Origin of the sequence: Xanthomonas rydalmerensis (genome assembly GCF_033170385.1) — a bacterium.
In the GTDB taxonomy this organism is placed as follows: domain Bacteria; phylum Pseudomonadota; class Gammaproteobacteria; order Xanthomonadales; family Xanthomonadaceae; genus Xanthomonas_A; species Xanthomonas_A rydalmerensis.
Window position 1 is genome coordinate 4585791 of the sequence record NZ_CP126170.1, and the last position, 18760, is coordinate 4604550.

General features: G+C 70.0%; 12 protein-coding genes. 6 read left to right on the top strand and 6 right to left on the bottom strand.

The genetic code is table 11. The features are described 5' to 3' along the window. Positions 1-186: 186 nt before the first annotated feature. The 4 genes from QN245_RS19500 to QN245_RS19515 form a co-directional block, all read right to left on the bottom strand. Complete coding sequence (locus QN245_RS19500) at positions 187-1260, bottom strand: 3-deoxy-7-phosphoheptulonate synthase (RefSeq protein WP_160966527.1); 1074 nt, start codon at positions 1258-1260, stop codon at positions 187-189. 988 nt (positions 1261-2248) lie between these two features. Continuing rightward, complete coding sequence (locus QN245_RS19505; RefSeq protein WP_425612971.1) at positions 2249-5164, bottom strand: TonB-dependent receptor plug domain-containing protein; 2916 nt, start codon at positions 5162-5164, stop codon at positions 2249-2251. Between the two features lie 863 nt (positions 5165-6027). After that, on the bottom strand, positions 6028-7674 hold the full coding sequence (gene groL / locus QN245_RS19510) for a chaperonin GroEL (protein WP_160966525.1): 1647 nt from the start codon (positions 7672-7674) through the stop codon (positions 6028-6030). A gap of 137 nt (positions 7675-7811) precedes the next feature. Then, entirely contained in the window at positions 7812-8099 is a 288-nt protein-coding gene (locus QN245_RS19515; RefSeq protein ID WP_010340979.1) for a co-chaperone GroES, read from the bottom strand. Between the two features lie 280 nt (positions 8100-8379). Between QN245_RS19515 and QN245_RS19520 the strand changes: the two genes are divergently transcribed. The 4 genes from QN245_RS19520 to QN245_RS19535 all read left to right on the top strand — a co-directional run bounded on the left by QN245_RS19520 (position 8380) and on the right by QN245_RS19535 (position 13516). Continuing rightward, positions 8380-10161, top strand: a complete 1782-nt coding sequence (locus tag QN245_RS19520) for an endonuclease (protein ID WP_317843983.1) — start codon at positions 8380-8382, stop codon at positions 10159-10161. 130 nt (positions 10162-10291) lie between these two features. Continuing rightward, the gene (gene cutA, locus QN245_RS19525; RefSeq protein WP_160966521.1) at positions 10292-10624 is read left to right on the top strand and encodes a divalent-cation tolerance protein CutA; all 333 of its coding nucleotides are present in this window, start codon (positions 10292-10294) and stop codon (positions 10622-10624) included. Positions 10625-10628: 4 nt separating this feature from the next. After that, positions 10629-12923, top strand: coding sequence for a protein-disulfide reductase DsbD family protein (locus QN245_RS19530; protein ID WP_317843984.1), 2295 nt, complete (start codon positions 10629-10631; stop codon positions 12921-12923). Beyond that, entirely contained in the window at positions 12920-13516 is a 597-nt protein-coding gene (locus QN245_RS19535; protein ID WP_317843985.1) for a TlpA disulfide reductase family protein, read from the top strand. Before QN245_RS19530 ends, QN245_RS19535 begins: the two co-directional genes overlap by 4 nt. Positions 13517-13837: 321 nt before the next feature. On the opposite strand, the gene QN245_RS19540 is transcribed toward QN245_RS19535, so the two are convergent. Next, complete coding sequence (locus QN245_RS19540) at positions 13838-15235, bottom strand: FAD/NAD(P)-binding protein (RefSeq protein WP_317843986.1); 1398 nt, start codon at positions 15233-15235, stop codon at positions 13838-13840. A 182-nt stretch (positions 15236-15417) separates the two neighbouring features. Then, positions 15418-17382, bottom strand: coding sequence for a glycoside hydrolase family 84 protein (locus tag QN245_RS19545; RefSeq protein ID WP_317843987.1), 1965 nt, complete (start codon positions 17380-17382; stop codon positions 15418-15420). A gap of 321 nt (positions 17383-17703) precedes the next feature. Here QN245_RS19545 and aroQ point away from each other — a divergent pair, with 321 nt between their 5' ends. Beyond that, complete coding sequence (gene aroQ / locus QN245_RS19550; protein ID WP_160966511.1) at positions 17704-18150, top strand: type II 3-dehydroquinate dehydratase; 447 nt, start codon at positions 17704-17706, stop codon at positions 18148-18150. Between the two features lie 92 nt (positions 18151-18242). Further along, positions 18243-18725, top strand: a complete 483-nt coding sequence (gene accB, locus QN245_RS19555; RefSeq protein WP_160966509.1) for an acetyl-CoA carboxylase biotin carboxyl carrier protein — start codon at positions 18243-18245, stop codon at positions 18723-18725. Positions 18726-18760: the final 35 nt, after the last annotated feature.

The window sequence follows — 18760 nt, forward strand, 5'->3', positions numbered from 1 at the left end:
GCCGCTGCCACACGGCGGCATACCGCAGCCACCGGACGGGCGGATAACGTCATCACCGGTACGCAGCCGTCGACACCGAAGCTCTCTCCCTTCGCATTCGGCGGCGCGGCCGGCCCCTCTTCGGGCGATTCTCGCCCTCCACGCACGCAGCCGGTCTGGCTGCGTGCGCTTCCCGCACCATCGTCCTCAGGCTGCCTGCGCCACCCGCGCCTGGCGCCGCGCGCGCACCGCCTGCGCCAGCCGCTCCAGCACCTGCACGGAATGGTCCCAGTCGATGCAGCCATCGGTGATGCTCTGCCCGTAGACCAGCGGCTGGCCCGCCACCAGATCCTGACGGCCGCCGTGCAGGTGGCTCTCGATCATCGCGCCGACGATGCGGGTCTGCCCGGCCTCGAGCTGGCGTGCGATGTCCTCGATCACCTTGGGCTGGTTGTCCGGATTCTTGCCGCTGTTGGCGTGGCTGGCGTCGACCATCAGCCGCGCCGGCAGGCCCGCCTTCTCCAGCACCTGCGCCGCCGCAGCGACGCTGTCGGCGTCGTAGTTGGGCTGGGTGCCGCCACGCAGGATCACGTGGCAGTCGGGGTTGCCGGCGGTCGCCGCCACCGCGGTCTGCCCGTCCTTGGTCACCGCCAGGAAATGGTGCGGATGCGAGGCCGCGCCGACGGCATCGACGGCGATCTTGACGTCGCCGCTGGTGCCGTTCTTGAAGCCCACCGGGCACGACAGGCCCGAGGCCATCTCGCGGTGCACCTGGCTCTCGGTGGTGCGCGCGCCGATCGCCCCCCAGGCCACCAGGTCGGCGATGTACTGCGGCGAGATGATGTCGAGGAATTCAACACCGGCGGGCAGGCCGAGGCGATTGATGTCGCGCAGCAGGCCGCGCGCCAGGCGCAGGCCCTTGTTGATGTCGAAGCTGCCGTCGAGGTTGGGGTCGTTGATCAGGCCCTTCCAGCCGACCGTGGTGCGCGGCTTCTCGAAGTACACCCGCATCACGATCTCCAGCGCATCGCCGTAGGTGTCGCGCAGCGGACGCAGGCGCTGCGCGTACTCCATCGCCGCGACCGGGTCGTGGATCGAGCAGGGGCCGATCACCACTGCCAGGCGGTCGTCGCGGCCGTGCAGGATCTCGTGCAGCGCCGCGCGCGAGGCGGCGACGGTCTGCGAGGCCTCCTCGTCGCAGGGCAACAGCGCCAGCAACTGGGAGGGCGGGGTCAGCGGTTCGATCTTGCGGATGCGCAGATCGTCGGTGTGGGGGGCCATGTGCATGTCTCGTCGGGGGGCTGTGGGGGGCCAGATCCGGCGGCATGAAAAAAGCCGCCAGGTTCGCTGGCGGCTTTCGGGATTGCGGCTGAAGTTGCCTTCAGGGTGAACGCGATCCTTCCTCCGCCAGCGGCATCGGAAAACCGTAGTACCAAAAATAAAAGCTGCGGCAGGAAGCGTTCATGGGACGTAGTGATAGCACAGGGTTTGCGGCAGCGCCACAGTTGCTGATGCAACGAACGTGGGATTGGGGAGTGGGGATTCGGGATTGGAAAAAGCGGGTCAACGCGGCGGGAAGGCTATGAGGTCGCCGTCATCGAATAGGAGCGGTTGATTCATGCGTTCTTGCGTGGCGCTGCGCGCTCCGGACCCTCACCCCAACCTCTCTCCCGATGGGAGAGGGGCTAACGCGCTTCCCTTCTCCCACCGGGAGAAGGTGCCCCGCAGGGGCGGATGAGGGTGCGGCAGCAAGCGATCCATCTCCACAAGCGCACGCCTCTGGGTTCTTGCGCGGCGCGGCGCGCTCCGGACCCTCACCCCAACCCCTCTCCCGATGGGAGAGGGGCTAACGCGCTTCCCTTCTCCCACCGGGAGAAGGTGCCCCGCAGGGGCGGATGGGGGTGCGGCAGCAAGCGATCCATCTCCACAAGCGCACGCCTCTGGGTTCTTGCGCGGCGCTGCGCGCTCCGGACCCTCACCCCAACCCCTCTCCCGGTGGGAGAGGGGCTAACGCGCTTCCCTTCTCCCACCGGGAGAAGGTGCCCCGCAGGGGCGGATGAGGGTGCGGCAGCAAGCGATCCAATCTCCACATGCACACGCCCATGCGTGCTCGCGTGGCGCTGCGCGCTCCGGACCCTCACCCCAACCCCTCTCCCGATGGGAGAGGGGCTAGTAGCGCGCTTTCCTTGCCGCATGTTGCGCATGCATCGGATCGGCTTCAACGCTGACCAAGCCCCATCCCGAATCCCCACTCCCCAATCCCGGCCTTTCAGAAATCCAACACATACTCCGCCGCCACCTCGCGGCCGATCGCGTCGTACAGGGTGGTGTTGTAGAACTGGTAGCCGTAGTAGCGTTCCTTGTTGTCGTAGCCGACGGTGTCGAGCACGTTGTTGACGTACAGATTGATCTTCATCTTCGGGGCGATGCGGTAGCCGGCGGTGAGGTTCCAGTACAGCGCCGGGCCGACGCGGCCGAAGTAGCGGCTGGTGCTCTCGCCGAAATGGCGGTTGCCGCTGTCGGTGACGCGACAGGCGTCGGAAGGGCTGGGCTGGTAGCCGTCGTCGAAGCGGGTGCAGGTGCCCCAGTTCACCGCCTGGGTGGAGCCGAAGCGCTTGGCGTAGACGGTCAGGTCCAGCGGGCCGCCGTTCTCCCAGTGCACGCTACCGCGCAGCTTGCTGCGGATCTTCTGGTCGCGCAGGTTCTTGTCGTCGTCGGTGCGGTAGGTCTGCTCGTGGTAGCCGATCAGGTTGTTGTAATCCAGGGCGAAACTGAAGTTGCCCCAGCGCGCGGTGTTCAGGCGGTACTTCAGCGAGGCGTCGACGCCGGACACGTGCATCTGCGCGATGTTGATCGGCCCTTGCTCGATGCCGGTGACACGGCCGGCGGCGTCGCGCGACACGCGCGAAAGGATGCGCGCGCAGTATTCGGCGCCGCCGGGATTGACCCACACGCCACCGGCGGTGGTCAGGCCGGTGCGGCAGCCGGCTTCGGCGCTGAGCACCTCGTCGCGGTTGAGGTCCTTGATCATGTCCTGCAGGCGGATCCGGTAGTAGTCCGCGGTCAGCGACAGGCCCTCGGCGATGTCCCAGACGAAGCCGGCGGTGAGCGAGCGGCCGTGCTCCGATTCCAGGTCGGGCGTGCCGCGGCGGTTGACCTGCATCAGGTAGAACACGTCGCTGTTCTCGGCGCTGCAGCCGCCGGTGAGGTAGTAGCCCTTCTGGATGCAGCGGTACTGGTCGATCACGGTCTGCTGGGTCGAGCTGGGTTCGCCGAGCACGTAGTGCATGTCCGGGGCGCGGAAACTGGTGGCGACGCTGCCGCGCAGCAGCAGCGTGCTCAGCGGCCGCCATTCCAGGCCGGCGCTCCAGGTGGTGTCGCGCTGCGTGCCGATGGCCGCACCCAGGTCGCTGCCGTAGGCGCGGTAGTCGCCGTAGCGGTCGTGGCGCGCGGCGAGGCTGGCATTGACCGAGGACAGCAGCGGCACGTCGAACTCGATGCCGCCGGAGTAGCGCAGGCGCTCGCCGCCGCCGTAGTCGACCACGTCCAGCGGATAGCAGGTGTTGGCACAGGGATCGGGCGCCAGCCGGTAGCCCTGCTTGGCCACTTCGCCGACCGCGGCGAACTTGATCGGCCCGGCCCAGCCCTGCAGCAGTTCGCCGGTGATGTTGGCGCTGGCCTGGTTGACCCAGGAATCGGCGCGGTTGTGCGCCTTTACCGCCAGGTCGTCGTACTGCGCGCCGGTCAGCGGCTGGTACCAGCGCGCTTCGTTCAGATCGTAGAGCGGGATGCCGCTGGCGGTGCTGCCCAGCTGCGGGCCGAGGAAGTAGGCGGTGGCCTTCTGCGTGTCCACGGTGCGCACGTACTCGTCGACGGTGTAGCGCGCGCGACCGATCGCGACTTCCCAGTCGAAGCGGTCGGCGAGGCGGCCCTTGAGGCCGGCGCTCAGGTCCCAGGACAGTTCCTTGGTGGTGTTGGCCAGGTTCTTCCAGCCGCCGGATTCGAAGCGGGTCAACTGGCGGATCGCGTACAGGTCGCGGTCGCTGCCGGTATCGTGGAACGGGCCGAGGTAGACGTAGGGCGGGTCGTAGGTCCAGTAGCCCAGGCTCTTGGTCGTGGACAGCGTGCTCCAGGCCTGCACGCCGTTGTCGAAATCGAACGTGCCGTACAGATAGGCCGAGCCGCTGTCGCCGCCGCTGGCGGCCAGCCAGTCGGCGTAGTCGTGGGCCATGCCGCAGTAGCCGCCAAGGTTGCGCACGGTGTCGCTGTTGTAGTCGTAGCTCAGCCGCTGCGCATCGACGAACTGGCCGCCGAAGCGCGCGCAGGTGCCGGCGGGCGGCGCCAGGCGCGTGTTGTCGCCGGCATCGACCAGGCTCAGCCCGGTGGAAGGATTGAAGCCGTACTTGCGCGCCTGCGCGGTCCAGTTGCTGTAGGACTCGTCGTCCTGGTCGTCCATCTTCGGCCGCTCGCCGACCGAGAGCGGGTCGCGCCGGGTCCACTGCAGCGCGTAGGTCAGGTTCCACTTGTCGCCGCTATGCCCGCCGACCCAGGACAGGTCGACCACATCGCGTCCGCCGGCGGTGGCGGTGCCGCCGCGCAGGCGCACCTGGTTGCCTTCGTAGCCCTGCTTGAGGATCACGTTGATGACGCCGGCAACCGCATCCGAGCCGTAGATCGCCGAGGCGCCACCGGTGAGGATCTCGATGCGCTCCACCGCCGCGGAGGGGATGTTGGCGTAGTTGGCGAAGTTGCTTTCGCCGGCGTAGGGCTGCGGGTAGTCGGCGACGCGATGGCCATTGACCAGCAGCAGGGTGCGCCCGGGACCGAGGTCGCGCAGGCTCACCGGCGAAGCGTTGGGCGTGTGCGAGCCGTACTTGGTGTCGGCCTCGACGCTGCCCTGCTGGTTGAGCGTGCTGAGCACGTCGTAGACGGTGAGGAAACCTTCCTGCTGGATCTGCTGCGCGCTGATCGTCAGCACCGGTTCGGCGCCCTCCACGTCCGAGCGCTTGATCCGCGAGCCGGTGACCACGACCTGGCCCAGGTCGGTGGCGGCGGCCTTGGAAGAGGCGGTGTCGGTGGCCTCGCTTTGCGCGCGAGCATCAGGCGCGCCGTGCAGCGCCAGCACGATGCCGAACGCGAGGGTGGTGAATGGGCGAAGTGGCATGCAATGTCCCCGGCAGCGGATGGGAGCAGCGCCGTGCGCGCACGACGTGCGGTGTCCTCTTCGCTGCGCCGCGCCCACGGCCATGCCACGCCGCATGCCGCAGGCACGCGCCACTTTGCGCCGGCCGCGGCGCACAGAAGAAGACGAACATGCGGGCGTGCAGATCCCCCTGAGCGCCCGTGCGTTCTAACCTGCATGCCGCCGAAAACCCTGTCAACACGCGGCCACCCCGCGTATGTAGACGATTGCGCGTTGTGCGCGATTCGCCGCGCAGTGCGTCGATTCTCGCCGTATCGCCATCGTAGGCGGTCACAGCAGCAGCACTGGCCGAGACGCTCGTGAGCGACGACGTGCTGCTCCCGCATCGCGATCGCGTGCCCCTCTCCCGTCGGGAGAGGGGTTGGGGTGAGGGTCCGGCGCACAGCGTCTCGCCGTGCCTGGGGTGCATGGCGCGACGCCCGCATCTCATCCCTCCCATCCGGCACTGTCGCCTGGCACGCCTGTGCCGCGCCTCGGTCGGGGAGATCGCACGAGCGCAGCTGCAGGCAGCTTCCAATGACGCACTTTTTGCTGCGGCTAGCGGACACGCCGCTGTCCTCGCAGGAGCGGCTTCAGCCGCAACGCGGCGTTACCGGTAATGCCCGTCGCGGCTGAAGCCGCTCCTACAACACTGCTTCCCGCCTTTGCCAAAGTGCTCTACAGACGCTCGCCAAGCAGGTTCTGCCGCGGCACGGCCAGCGGATGCACCGCGTCGTTGACCAGGGCGCACGAACGCGCGGACGCGCGCATCGGCATGCCGCCATGACGACCCACAAAAAAAGAGCCCCGCATCGCTGCGGGGCTCCTTTCGACTGCGTGGAACAGGTCGGCCGAAGCCGGCTGGATCAGAAATCCATGCCGCCCATGCCGCCCATGCCGCCACCCATGCCGCCCGGGGCGGCCGGCTCTTCCTTCTTCGGGGCCTCGGCCACCATCGCTTCGGTGGTGATCATCAGGCCGGCGATCGAAGCGGCGTTCTGCAGCGCCGAACGGGTCACCTTGGTCGGATCCAGGATGCCGAACTCGACCATGTCGCCGAACTCGCCGTTGGCGGCGTTGTAGCCGAAGTTGCCGGTGCCTTCCTTGACCTTGTTGAGGATCACGGACGGCTCTTCGCCGGCGTTGGTGACGATCTCGCGCAGCGGCGCTTCCATCGCGCGCAGCGCGATCTGGATGCCGTGGGTCTGATCTTCATTGGCGCCCTTCAGCTCGCCGATCGCGGTCAGCGCGCGCACCAGGGCCACGCCGCCGCCCGGGACCACGCCTTCTTCCACCGCCGCACGGGTCGCGTGCAGGGCGTCTTCGACGCGCGCCTTCTTTTCCTTCATCTCGATCTCGGTCGAGGCACCGACCTTGATCACCGCCACGCCGCCGGCCAGCTTGGCCACGCGCTCCTGCAGCTTCTCGCGGTCGTAGTCCGAGGAGGTCTCCTCGATCTGCGCCTTGATCTGCTTGATGCGCGACTCGATCGCCGTGGTGTCGCCGGCGCCGTCGATGATGGTGGTGTTCTCCTTGGAGACCTGCACCTTCTTGGCGCGGCCCAGGTCCTTGATGGTCGCCTTCTCCAGCGCCAGGCCCACTTCCTCGGAGATCACGGTGCCGCCGGTCAGCACGGCCATGTCTTCCAGCATCGCCTTGCGACGGTCGCCGAAGCCCGGGGCCTTGACCGCCACGACCTTGACGATGCCGCGGATGGTGTTGACCACCAGGGTCGCCAGCGCCTCGCCTTCCACTTCCTCGGCGACGATCAGCAGCGGCTTGCCGGCCTTGGCCACGCCTTCCAGCACCGGCAGCAGGTCACGCACGTTGGAGATCTTCTTGTCGTGCAGCAGGATGAACGGGTCGTCCAGGTCGGCCTGCTGGCTCTGCTGGTTGTTGATGAAGTACGGCGACAGGTAGCCGCGGTCGAACTGCATGCCCTCGACCACGTCCAGCTCGTTGTCCAGGCCCGAGCCTTCCTCGACCGTGATCACGCCTTCCTTGCCGACCTTCTTCATCGCGTCGGCGATGATGTTGCCGATCGACTCGTCGGAGTTGGCCGAGATGGTGCCGACCTGGGCGATGGCCTTGTCGTCGGCGGTGGGCTTGCTGATCTTCTTCAGCTCGGCCACGGCGGCCACGACGGCCTTGTCGATGCCGCGCTTGAGGTCCATCGGGTTCATGCCGGCGGCGACCGCCTTGGAACCTTCACGGATCAGCGCCTGCGCCAGCACGGTGGCGGTGGTGGTGCCGTCGCCGGCGTTGTCGGAGGTCTTGGACGCGACTTCCTTCACCATCTGCGCGCCCATGTTCTCGAACTTGTCGGCCAGTTCGATTTCCTTGGCGACGGAGACGCCGTCCTTGGTGATGGTCGGGGCGCCGAAGCTCTTCTCGAGCACGACGTTGCGGCCCTTCGGGCCCAGGGTGGCCTTGACGGCATTGGCGAGGATGTTGACGCCGCGCACCATGCGCGAACGAGCGTCTTCACCGAAACGGATATCTTTGGCAGCCATGTGTATTGCTCCGGGATTCGTGATTGGGGATTAGGGATTCGCTAGAGCGGGGATTCGTGTCTGAGATCCTGGGTCGCGCGGCGCCGAGCGCCTTGCCAATCCCGAATCTCGACTCCCGAATCCCGCGATCGGGGGCTTTAGCCCACGATCGCCAGAACGTCGTCTTCGCGCAGCACCTTGTACTCGACGCCTTCGGCCTTGTAGCTGGAACCGGCGTACTGGCCGTAGATGACCTTGTCGCCGACCTTGAGCGCCGGGGCGCGCACGCTGCCGTTGTCCAGCGGCTTGCCGGCGCCGACGGCCACGACTTCGCCCTTGGTGGACTTTTCCTTGGCCGAATCCGGGATCACGATGCCGCCGGCGGAGATTTCGTCGGCTTCGATCGGCTTGACTACGACGCGGTCGTGAAGCGGCTTGATGCTCATTGAGTGAGACCTCTTAAGTGATTGATTGGTCTAGGAAAGGCCGGCGATATTAGCACTCGCCCATGACGACTGCTAGCAACGCTCGCGAAAAAACCCGGTAACGCCGGGATGCGCCTGATGTAGTGCCGTGGCAGGCCCTTTCAAGGGCTGGAGGCAAAAAATTTTTGCCGGCAACGTGCATTCGGTGCCAAGCAGTGACCGAAGCCCGTCACATTGTCACAGAGGCAGGCTAGGCTGGCCGCGGACCCAGGGGGGGATCCGTCACCAAAAGGAGTTGTCGATGAAGCCATCCGCCGTTGCGCTGCCGCTGGCCTGCCTGCTCGCCCTTGCCGGGCCGGCCCAGGCCGCCGTATTCATCAATGAATTGCATTACGACGATGCCACCGCCGCCGGCGACACCGGCGAGGGCGTGGAGATCGTCGCCACCGCCGGGGAGAGCCTGAGCGGCTACCGCGTCTACCTGTACAACGGCAGCAACCCCGGCTCGGCCACCGTCTACGCCAACAGCGCGGTGCCGGCCGGCAACCTGGTCAACTGCGGCGGGCAGGTGCGCATCGCCACCGTCGGCTATGCCAGCAACGGCATCCAGAACGGGCCCAACGACGGCCTGGCGCTGGTCGACGGCAACGGCAAGGTGGTGCAGTTCCTCAGCTACGAAGGCAGCATCACCGGCGGCGGCGGCCCGGCCGCGGGCATGACCAGCCAGAACCTGCCGGTCAGCGAGAGCAACAGCACCCCGGCCGGCACCTCGCTGCAGCTGCGCGGCAACGGCAGCGCCGCAGCCGACTTCAGCTGGACCGACAGCGCCACCGGCACCTTCGGCGCCTGCAACAACGGCCAGACCTTCGCCGGCGGCGGCGGCAGCAACGCCGCGCCGACGGTGACCGCCACCACCCCGACCCAGGGCGCCACCGACTTCCCCGCCGCCGGCGACCTGGCGGTGACCTTCAGCGAAGCGGTGAGCCTGGCCAGCGGCGCGTTCGGCCTGAGCTGCCAGCAGTCCGGCAGCGTGGCGCTGACCTACCCCGGCAGCGGCACCCAGTTCGCGCTGTCCACCAACACCGCGCTGAAGGCCGGCGAGAGCTGCACCCTGAGCATCGTCGCCGCACGCGTGAGCGATGCCGACGGCGCGCATCCGGCGCAGGACCGCAGCGTCGCGTTCAACGTCGCCAACGGGTCCGGCGGCGGCGGTGGCAGCGGTGCCGGCACCTACTATTCGCGGGTCAACACCTCCAGCCCCAGCCAGCTGCGCTGCTCGCTGCACGAGACGATCAAGGGCCACACCGCCTATCCGTACAGCAGCAGCTCCGGCACCGACACCTGGGCCATCCTGGAGATCGCCGACGAGGATCCGAACAACAGCCAGCGCGTGCTCGACGCCTACCGCAACCGCAGCTACGTCAAGGGCACCGACCGCGCCGGCAGCGGCAGCGGCCTGAAGTACAACCGCGAGCACAGCTGGCCGAACTCGCTGGGCTTCGGCACCTCCACCGGCGACAAGGGCCTGCCCTACGCGCCGTACACCGACACCCACATGCTGTACCTGACCGACGCCACCTGGAACGCCGACCGCGGCAACAAGCCCTATGCCAAGTGCGACAGCAACTGCGGCGAGCGCGCCACCGAGGCCAACGCCGGCTTCGGCGGCGGCAGCGGCCGCTACCCGGGCAATTCCAACTGGGTGCGCACCCCGGACGGCAACGGCGGCACCTTCGAGGTGTGGGACCACCGCAAGGGCGACATGGCACGTGCGGTGATGTACATGGCGATCCGCTATGAAGGCGGGACCGATGCCAAGACCGGGCAGTCCGAGCCGGACTTGGAGCTGACCGACGACCGCAGCAAGATCGTCAAGACCTCGTCCTCGCCGGCCTACATGGGCCTGCTGTCGACCCTGATCGCGTGGAGCCAGCAGGATCCGCCGGACGATGCCGAGCGCGCCCGTAACGAGGTGATCTACAGCTTCCAGGGCAACCGCAATCCGTTCATCGACCACCCGGAGTGGGCGACCTCGTCGCTGTTCACCTCGGCCAAGCCGGCCAGCTGCCAATTGCTCAACTGAGCCGTGTTGCCTCGCCCGCTGCGGCTGCAGCGGGCGGGGATTTGGGATTCGGGATTGGGGATTCAGAGCAGCGCCCCCTTTCCCACGCGCGCCGCCAAAGGGGGGCCGGCATCCCTATACTGTCGGCCGCATGTCCGCGCCCGCCCTCCGCTTGCTGCTCAGCACCTGCCCCGATCCGGCCAGCGCCGCGCGGATCGCCCAGGCGCTGGTCGACGAACGCCTGGCCGCCTGCGTCAGCCGCCTGCCCGGCGTGCAGTCCACCTACCGCTGGCAAGGCGAGGTGGAGCAAGGCGAGGAAGTGCTGCTGCTGATCAAGACCGCCGCCGACCGGCTGCCCGCGTTGCGGCAGCGGCTGTGCGCGTTGCACCCCTACGAGGTCCCCGAACTGGTCGAACTCGAGGTCGCCGGCGGCCTGCCGGCCTACCTGCAATGGGTGCATGCCGAAACCCGTGAGGAACCGTAAGCCGATGACCCTGCTGCACCGCCTCGCCGCCCTATGCCTGCTGGCCGTGGCCGCCTTCCCCGCCCTGGCGATCAGCGAAAAGGACTTGCTGCCGGTGGACCAGGCCTTCGCGCTGAGCGCGCAGGCGCCCGAGCGCGGCCGCATCGCGCTGCACTGGGACATCGCCAAGGGCTACTACCTGTACCGGCACCGCATCGCGGTCAAGGTGATCGGCGGCTTCAAGCCCAACCCGACCCTGCAGCTGCCGGCCGGCCACAAGAAGACCGACCCGTACTTCGGCGAGGTGGAGACCTACCGCGACGCGTTGAACGCGGTGCAGAGCGGCATCGCCGACCCCGGCACCGACCGCGTGCAGCTGGAGGTGCGCTACCAGGGCTGCGCCGATGCCGGCGTGTGCTACCCGCCGCAGAAACGCCTGCTCGAGGTGACCCTGCCGGCCGCCGCCGCCGCCACCGCCGCTGCCGATCCCACGCCGGCGCCGCCGGCCGCGATGGGCGGGCTGCCGGGCAATGGCCTGGGCGCAAGCACTGGCGCCAAGCCGCTGTTCGGCGCCGGCGCCGGCGCGGTGCAGGGCCTGCCGCTGCCCTCGGACCAGGCCTTCCACTTCGAAGCCATCGTCGGCGATGGCAATACGCTGCTGCTGCGCTTCACCCCGGCACCCGGCTATTACCTGTATCGCGACCGCACCGCGCTGGCGCTGGAAGGCGCGCCCGGCATCCGTACCGGCATGCCGCGCTGGCCGCAGGGCAGCTCGCACCAGGACGAGCACTTCGGCAACGTGGTGGTGTACTTCGACCAGACCGAGGTCACCGTGCCGCTGCAGCGCCAGCGCGCCGACGCCACCGCCGCGACCCTGGTGGCGACCTTCCAGGGCTGCCAGACCGACGGCATCTGCTACCCGCCGATGACCCGGCGGGTGAAGCTGGCGCTGCCCAAGGGCAGCGTCACGCCCGCCGACCAGGCCGAGGTCAGCCCGCTGCTGGTGACGCCGCTGGACAGCCGCCAGGCCGACGCCAACGACGCGGCCGCCGCCACGGCCGCCAACGCCCTGCCGGCGACGCCGGACGCCTCGGCGCACAACGCCGCGCGCAGCGCCGCACCGCCGCCGGCCACGCAGAACCTGCTGTGGATCCTGCTGCTGGCGCTCGGCGGCGGCCTGCTGCTGAACCTGCTGCCGTGCGTGCTGCCGATCCTGTCGCTGAAGGTGCTGGGCCTGGCACAGAGCGGCGAGAGCCGAGGCCGTGCCCGCAGCCATGCGCTGTGGTACACGCTGGGCGTGCTCGTCTCCTTCGCCGTGGTCGGCGGCATCGCCGTGGCCGCGCGCCTGCTGTGGGGCTTCCAGCTGCAGCGCCCGGGCTTCGTCGCGGTGCTGGTGTACCTGATGTTCGTGGTCGGGCTGAGCCTGTCGGGCGTATTCACCCTCAGCGCCAACCTCGGCGGCGTCGGCCAGTCGCTGTCCACGCGCAGCGGCCCGGTCGGCGACTTCTTCACCGGCGTGCTGGCCTGCGTGGTCTCCAGCGCCTGCATCGGCCCGTTCATGGGCCCGGCCCTGGGCTATGCGCTGACCGCGCCGCCGGCGATGGCGATGCTGGTGTTCCTGACCCTGGGCCTGGGCCTGGCGCTGCCGTTCCTGCTGATCGGCTTCGTGCCGTCGCTGGCCAAGCGCCTGCCCAAGCCGGGGGCGTGGATGGAAACGCTCAAGCAGGTGCTCGCGTTCCCGATGTACCTGAGCGCGATCTGGCTGCTGTGGGTGCTGGGCAAGCAGCGCGGCGTGGACGCGGTGGCGCTGCTGCTGGTCGGCGCCACCCTGCTGGCGCTGGGCCTGTGGTGGTTCGAGCGCGCGCGCTGGCGCGACCACAAGACCGGCATGCGCCTGGCCGCCGTGCTGCTGCTGGCCGCGCTGGTGCCGGCGTGGAGCGTGACCCGGCTGCCGCCGCCCGGCGCCAGCGTCGAGCGCAACACCGTGGCCTATTCGCCGCAGATGCTCGACCGCCTGCGCACCGACAACCGCGTGGTGTTCGTCAACATGACCGCCGACTGGTGCGTCACCTGCAAGGCCAACGAGCGCAACGTGTTCGACAGCGATGCGTTCCGCGACACCATCAAGCGGGTGGACGCGGTGTACATGAAGGGCGACTGGACCAACGAGGATCCGCGCATCAGCGCCTTCCTCGCCGAGCACAAGGCGGTGGGCGTGCCGCTGTACGTGGTCTACGGACCCGGCGCGCCGCCGACGGTGCTGCCGCCGGTGCTGAGCCAGGCGGTGGTCGAGGACGCCCTGCTGCGCGCGGCGCGATGACACCCGGCACCGCGCGCCTGCTGGCGGTCGCCGCGGTGGCGGCGGTGCTCGGCGTGGCGGCGGCGCACTGGTGGGAACGGCGGACGCCGGCTGTGGCCCCGGCCTCGGTGTCCTCCGCCACGGCCAGCGGCCATGCTGCGGCGGCCCCGGTTGCCGCGGCGCGCCCGGGCGACCCCGCCCCGGCGCTGCGCCTGCCCACGCTCGACGGCGGCCAGCTGACCCTGGCGCAGTTCCGCGGCCGGCCGCTGCTGGTCAACGTGTGGGCGAGCTGGTGCGAGCCCTGCGTGCGCGAAATGCCGGAACTGGACCGGCTGGCCCGCGCGCAGCCGGCCGACGGCCTGCAGGTGCTCGGCATCGCCCTGGACCGCGCCGAGGACGTGCGCGACTTCCTGCAGCGGGTGCCGATCGGCTACCCGATCGCCCTGGAGACCCCGGGCCCGGCCGACGCCAGCGTGCGCCTGGGCGACACCCAGGGCCTGCTGCCGTACAGCGTGCTGATCGACGCCGACGGCCGCATCGTCAAGCAGAAGCTCGGCCCGTTCGCGCCGGGCGAAGTCGAGGGCTGGGCGGGCGGCGCCCGTCCCTCGCGCTAACCGACGGACCCCGCCGCCGATGCGCGGTCTTGTGGGAACGACTTCAGCATCGCCGATCACGCCTCGTCGCGGCCAGGCCGTTCCTACACGCGCCTTTCAGCAGGATGCGGAGGCTGCCCTGCAGTCGCGACGCGATGCCAGGTCACGCCCGTCGCGATCGAAGTCGCTCCCCCCAGAGGCTTGCGGCGAACCCGCCGAATGCGCTGTGGGAGGGACTTCAGTCCCGACGCATTACGCCATCGGAAAGCACCCCACTTCACGCGTCGCGGCTGCATGGCGGTCGACGCCCACACCACCTCCACGCCGCACTGGATCAGCCCGCTACAACGCCTGCCGCTGCCGCGCATCGCTAGCACCCTCATCGCCAGTCCGTGCCTGCGCCAGCGCCGCCAGCTCCTCGGCCAGGCGCTGCGCGGCGGTACGCAGCTCCGGCACCGCGGTGATCTCCCACAGGCCGCCGCGCAGCAGCGGGCCCAGGCAGTACAGGCCGGCGACCGGCTGGCCGCCGGCGTCGCGCACCCGCAGCCGCGGATCGACCGCCAACCCCAGGCCCAACGGATCGGCCTGCAGCAGGCCGGCCTCGCGCATCGCCGCGACCAGCGGATGGCTGGTGCGGGCGACGTCGGTATCCAGCCCGGTGGCGCGGATCAGCACGTCGAACTGCTCGGTGCGCGCGCCGCGGTCGGCGCGGTCGCGGATCACCGCCTCCACGGCATCGTCGCCCAGGCGCGCACGCAGCAGGCGCCCGGCGCGGATCCGCAACTGTCCCTGCTGCTGCATCTGCGCCAACGCGGTGGCCGCAGCCGGCGCCAGACGGTGCCGTGCCACTTCCCAGTACGGCCGCAAATGGCGCAGGAAACGCGCGCGCGCCGCCGGCGCCAGGCCGCTCCAGAACGGCTGCAGGTGCGGACGCAGCGCATCCACCACGCAGCGCCAGTCCTCCACCACCGTGGTCAGCTGGCGCAGGCTGCGCACCAGGCCGCGCAGGTCGTGGCTGCGCAGCGCCTGCACGACGCTGGGCGGCAGGCTCACCGGCGCGCCCGGCTGCGGCAGATGCGCCTGCGGCGCCAGGCCGCGCCGCGACAAGGCGGTGATCGCGCCGCGGTGGCCGCGCCGGCGCAGGGTCAAGGCCACGTCGGCCATGGTCAGGCCGGTGCCGACCAGCAGCAGCCGCGCCTGCGGCGGCACCGTGTCGAGCACGCCGTCCTGCCACGGCCAGCCGATGTAGCGCCGGTGCACCGCCAGGCGCGGGCCGATGCCCGGCAACGCCGCCGGCGGCAGCGCGCCGATCGCCAGCACCACCACGTCGCTGGCGAAGTCCTCGCCGTTGGCCAGGAACACGCGGAAGCCCTGCGGATCGCGCTCCAGCGCCACCGCCTCCTGCGCCAGCGGCACCACCTCGGTCGCCGACTCCGCCAGCGCGGTGGCCAGGTGCTGCTCGAGATACTGGCCGTACTGCAGCCGCGGCAGGAACGCCATGCCCTGCGCGGCGTCCAGGTGCAGCGCCGCGGCGAACCCGCCCGGATCCTGCGGAGCCACGCCCAGGTCCTTTGCGCGCACGTTCAACAGGTGCTCCGGCCGCGCCGCGCCATAGGCGACGCCGCGGCCGAAGGTGTCGGCCATGCCGACCAGGGTGACGTGGCTGGCGGTGCCCTGCCTGGCCAGCGCCGCGGCCAGCACGTTGCCGCAGAATCCTGCGCCGATGATCGCAATTCGCATGGCTGGCACCTTGGCCGCTCGGGGCATCCTTTGTGCCCCGGATGCGACGCACGGGTGTAAATCGCCGGTTAATGCGTGCGCTGCGCGGCATGGCGATCGGGCATCAGCACATGGGCGATGCCCATGAGTAGGTCTGGGCCACCGGCTCGCGGACCCGCCGATCCGCCACGGCCCCCGTCTCGCTAGCGCGCCGGCGGGCGCTCCACCAGGCCGGGCGCATCGGCGACGAAGCTGTCCAGCACGCCATCGGCGACCTTGACCGGACCGCCGAAGCGAGTCGCGCCGGGGATGGAGGGGATCGCCGCGGCCTGCGCGGCAAGCTGCCCGGCCGTGGCGAAGGCCTGCGCGGCCGCCGGATCGCCAGCCAGCGCCTGGTTCAGTCCGTCCACGCTCAGGCGCAGCGCGCGGCCCCACAGCGCGGTCGCGTCCAGCCATGGCGCCGCCTCGGCCACGAACGCGCCGGTGGCGGCACCGGCACGGATGCGCTGCGGTGCCGCCGCCAGGTCGTCGGCCGCCTGGCCCAGCGCGGCCAGCGCCGCGGCGCGGGCGGCCGGATCGCCGTCGGCCAGTGCGTCGCGGGTGGCGTCGATCAGCGCCTTGAGTCGCGGCGCCTGCGGCTGCCAGGGCAGATGGCCGAAGGTCGGGGCCAGGTGCTGGGTGTCGAAGAAGGTCAGCAGCGCGTCGGCCACCTGCGCATCGCCGCCGGCCAGGTCGCGCGCGGCCGCGCGCCAGGTGCGCGGCGCGTCGTAGCCGCGGTCGTTCCAGGCGAAGGCCAGCACCCCGGCCACCGCCGGCCGACTGGCCACTTCCTGGTTCATCGGGTTGGCGACGATGCCGCTCAGCTCCGCCGACAACCCGGCCTGGCGGCGGTCGTACGGCGCCAGCAGCAGGCGCCCGGCGGTTTCGGCGAAGTCGTTGACCGGATAGTTGTCCCACAGCAGCGTCTTGCGCCCGAACGCCTTGGTCGCGTTCTTCGCATCGCTCACCGAGATCGACGCCGGGACCACGTCGGTGCCGGTCCACTGCACCACTACGCGCGGATCCAGCGCCTGCCGCAGCGTCGCCTTGTACGGCGACTCGGTGACGTTGAAGTACTCGGTCGGCACCATGATCAGCGCGCCGTGGCCGGCCGCGGCGATGTCCGCCTGCACCGCGTTGAGCAGCTGCGCCTGCGCGGTGGCGGCGGCCTGCTCGCTGGCGGCGCCGAACGCGGTGGCGTCGCCGGGGCAGTTCCACTTGGTGTATTCGATGTCGTCGAAGGCGATGTAGAAGCTGCGCACGCCGCGTGCGCGCAGCGCGGCGAACTTGCGCCGGATCGCCTGCAGGTCGGCCGCATCGCTGTAGCAGATCGACGGCCCCGGCGAGAGCGCATAGACGAAGTTGATGTGCTCGCGGTTGGCGACCGCGGCCAGCCGGCCCAGCGCCGCCAGCGTGGCGGCCGGGTACGGGGCGCGCCAGCGGTCGCGCGCGAACACGTCGTCCTTGGGGCTGTAGATATAGGTGTTGGCCTTGAAGCGGGCCAGGAACGCCAGGTGCGCGGCGCGCTCGGCCATGTTCCACGGCTTGCCATAGAAACCCTCGATCGTGCCGCGCACCGGCATCGCCGGCGCGTCGGTCACCGCCACCGAGGCGATGCGCCCGTGCGCGACCAGCTGCCGCAAGGTCTGCGCCGCGTGGTACAGCCCGTCGCCGTCGCGGCCGGCCAGCACGATCAGCGTGCCGCGGCCGCGGGCCATGCTGCCCAGCGCATAGCCTTCCGCGCGCTCGGGCACGTCCAGGTCGAGGGCGGCCAGCGCGTCGCGCACCGGCGCCGCGTCGACGGTGCCGAGCACCACCGACACCGCTTGCGGGTCGCGCGGCAGCGCGCTGGCGCGGCGGATGCGGGAGACCCCGGCGTCGCGCAGCACCGTGCGCACCAGCGCGTCGGTGGCCGGGTCGGGCGTGCCGGCCTGCACCAGCACCACCGAGGACCCCAGCGGCAGTTCCGGCCCGAGCAGGCGCAAGGCGGTCGGCGCCGGGTACACCGCCGGCAGGGTCGCCGGCGCCGCCGCCACTGCGACTGCGGGGGTGGCCATCGCCCCGGCCAGCAGCGCAAGCGCCAGGATGGAGCAGCCAAGGCCGCAACGGCCAGCGCGGTCGGTTCGCATGCGCCCACTCCTGATTGGTCTTTCAGTGATTTTCAAATGGTATATACCACTTCCAGGAGCGTCGCCACGCTCCCGTGGCGACATCTGAAATGCCGCTGTCCCATGCTGCAGCGACACTTGCGCGGCGCGCGCAGGATGCGACATAAACGTAGGCGCCAGCGCGCGCCGTCCAGCGCCGCCGACGCCAATTAGGCCCGCCGCATGCGCACTGCGGCCCGGCGGCAAAATCAAACATTTGTTTAAAACACCCGCAACTTCGCCGAACTGGACAGCAATGCCGGCTTCGCGCAGACTGCCGCCCTTTCCGCTGCTTTGTTCCCGATGGCGCGACTGTTGCTGCTGCACGGCCCCAACCTCAACCTGCTCGGCACCCGCGAGCCGGGCGTGTACGGCCATGCCACCCTGGCGCAGATCGATGCCGCGCTGCAGGCCCAGGCCAGCGCCGCCGGCCACCAGCTGGAGAGCCTGCAGTCCAACGCCGAGCACGTGCTGGTGGAGCGGGTGCAGGCCGCGCGCGGCGACGGGACCGCCTTCATCCTGATCAACCCGGCCGCCTTCACCCATACCTCGGTGGCGCTGCGCGACGCGCTGGCGGCGGTGGCGATCCCGTTCATCGAGATCCACCTGTCCAACCCGCACAGCCGCGAGCCGTTCCGCCACCACAGCTATTTCAGCGACCACGCGGTCGGCGTGGTCTGCGGCTTCGGTGCCGACAGCTACCGCTACGCGATGGACGCGGCGCTGACCCGGCTGGGAGCGGCCGCATGAGCCGCGCCCACGCCCAACCGGCACCGCACACCCCCGTCTGAGTCCCCGGGCCGCGCGCCCGGTCTTTTTCAAAGTCACTTCACGAGGCCGTTATGGATCTCCGCAAAATCAAGAAACTGATCGACCTGCTGGAAGAATCGAATCTCGCCGAGATCGAGATCAAAGAAGGCGAGGAAAGCGTGCGCCTGGCGCGCACCCCCAAGGGCATGACCGCCAGCGCGCCGCAGTACCTGGCCGCCGCCCCCGTGGCCGCGCCGGCCGCCGCCGCGCCGATGCCGATGAGCTCGCCCACCGAGGCCTCCACCGGCGGCAGCGCCAAGCCCGGCAACGCCCTGCCCGAGGGCCACGTGCTGCGCGCGCCGATGGTCGGCACCTTCTACACCTCGCCGTCGCCGGACAAGCCCGCCTTCGTCAGCGTCGGCCAGTCGGTCAAGGCCGGCGAGACCCTGGCGATCATCGAGGCGATGAAGATGTTCAACCCGATCGAAGCCGACGTCTCCGGCACCATCGTCGCGATCCTGGGCGAAAGCGGCCAGCCGGTGGAGTTCGACCAGCCGTTGTTCGTGATTGGCTGAGACGCCGGGATTGGGGAATCGTGATTCGGGATTCG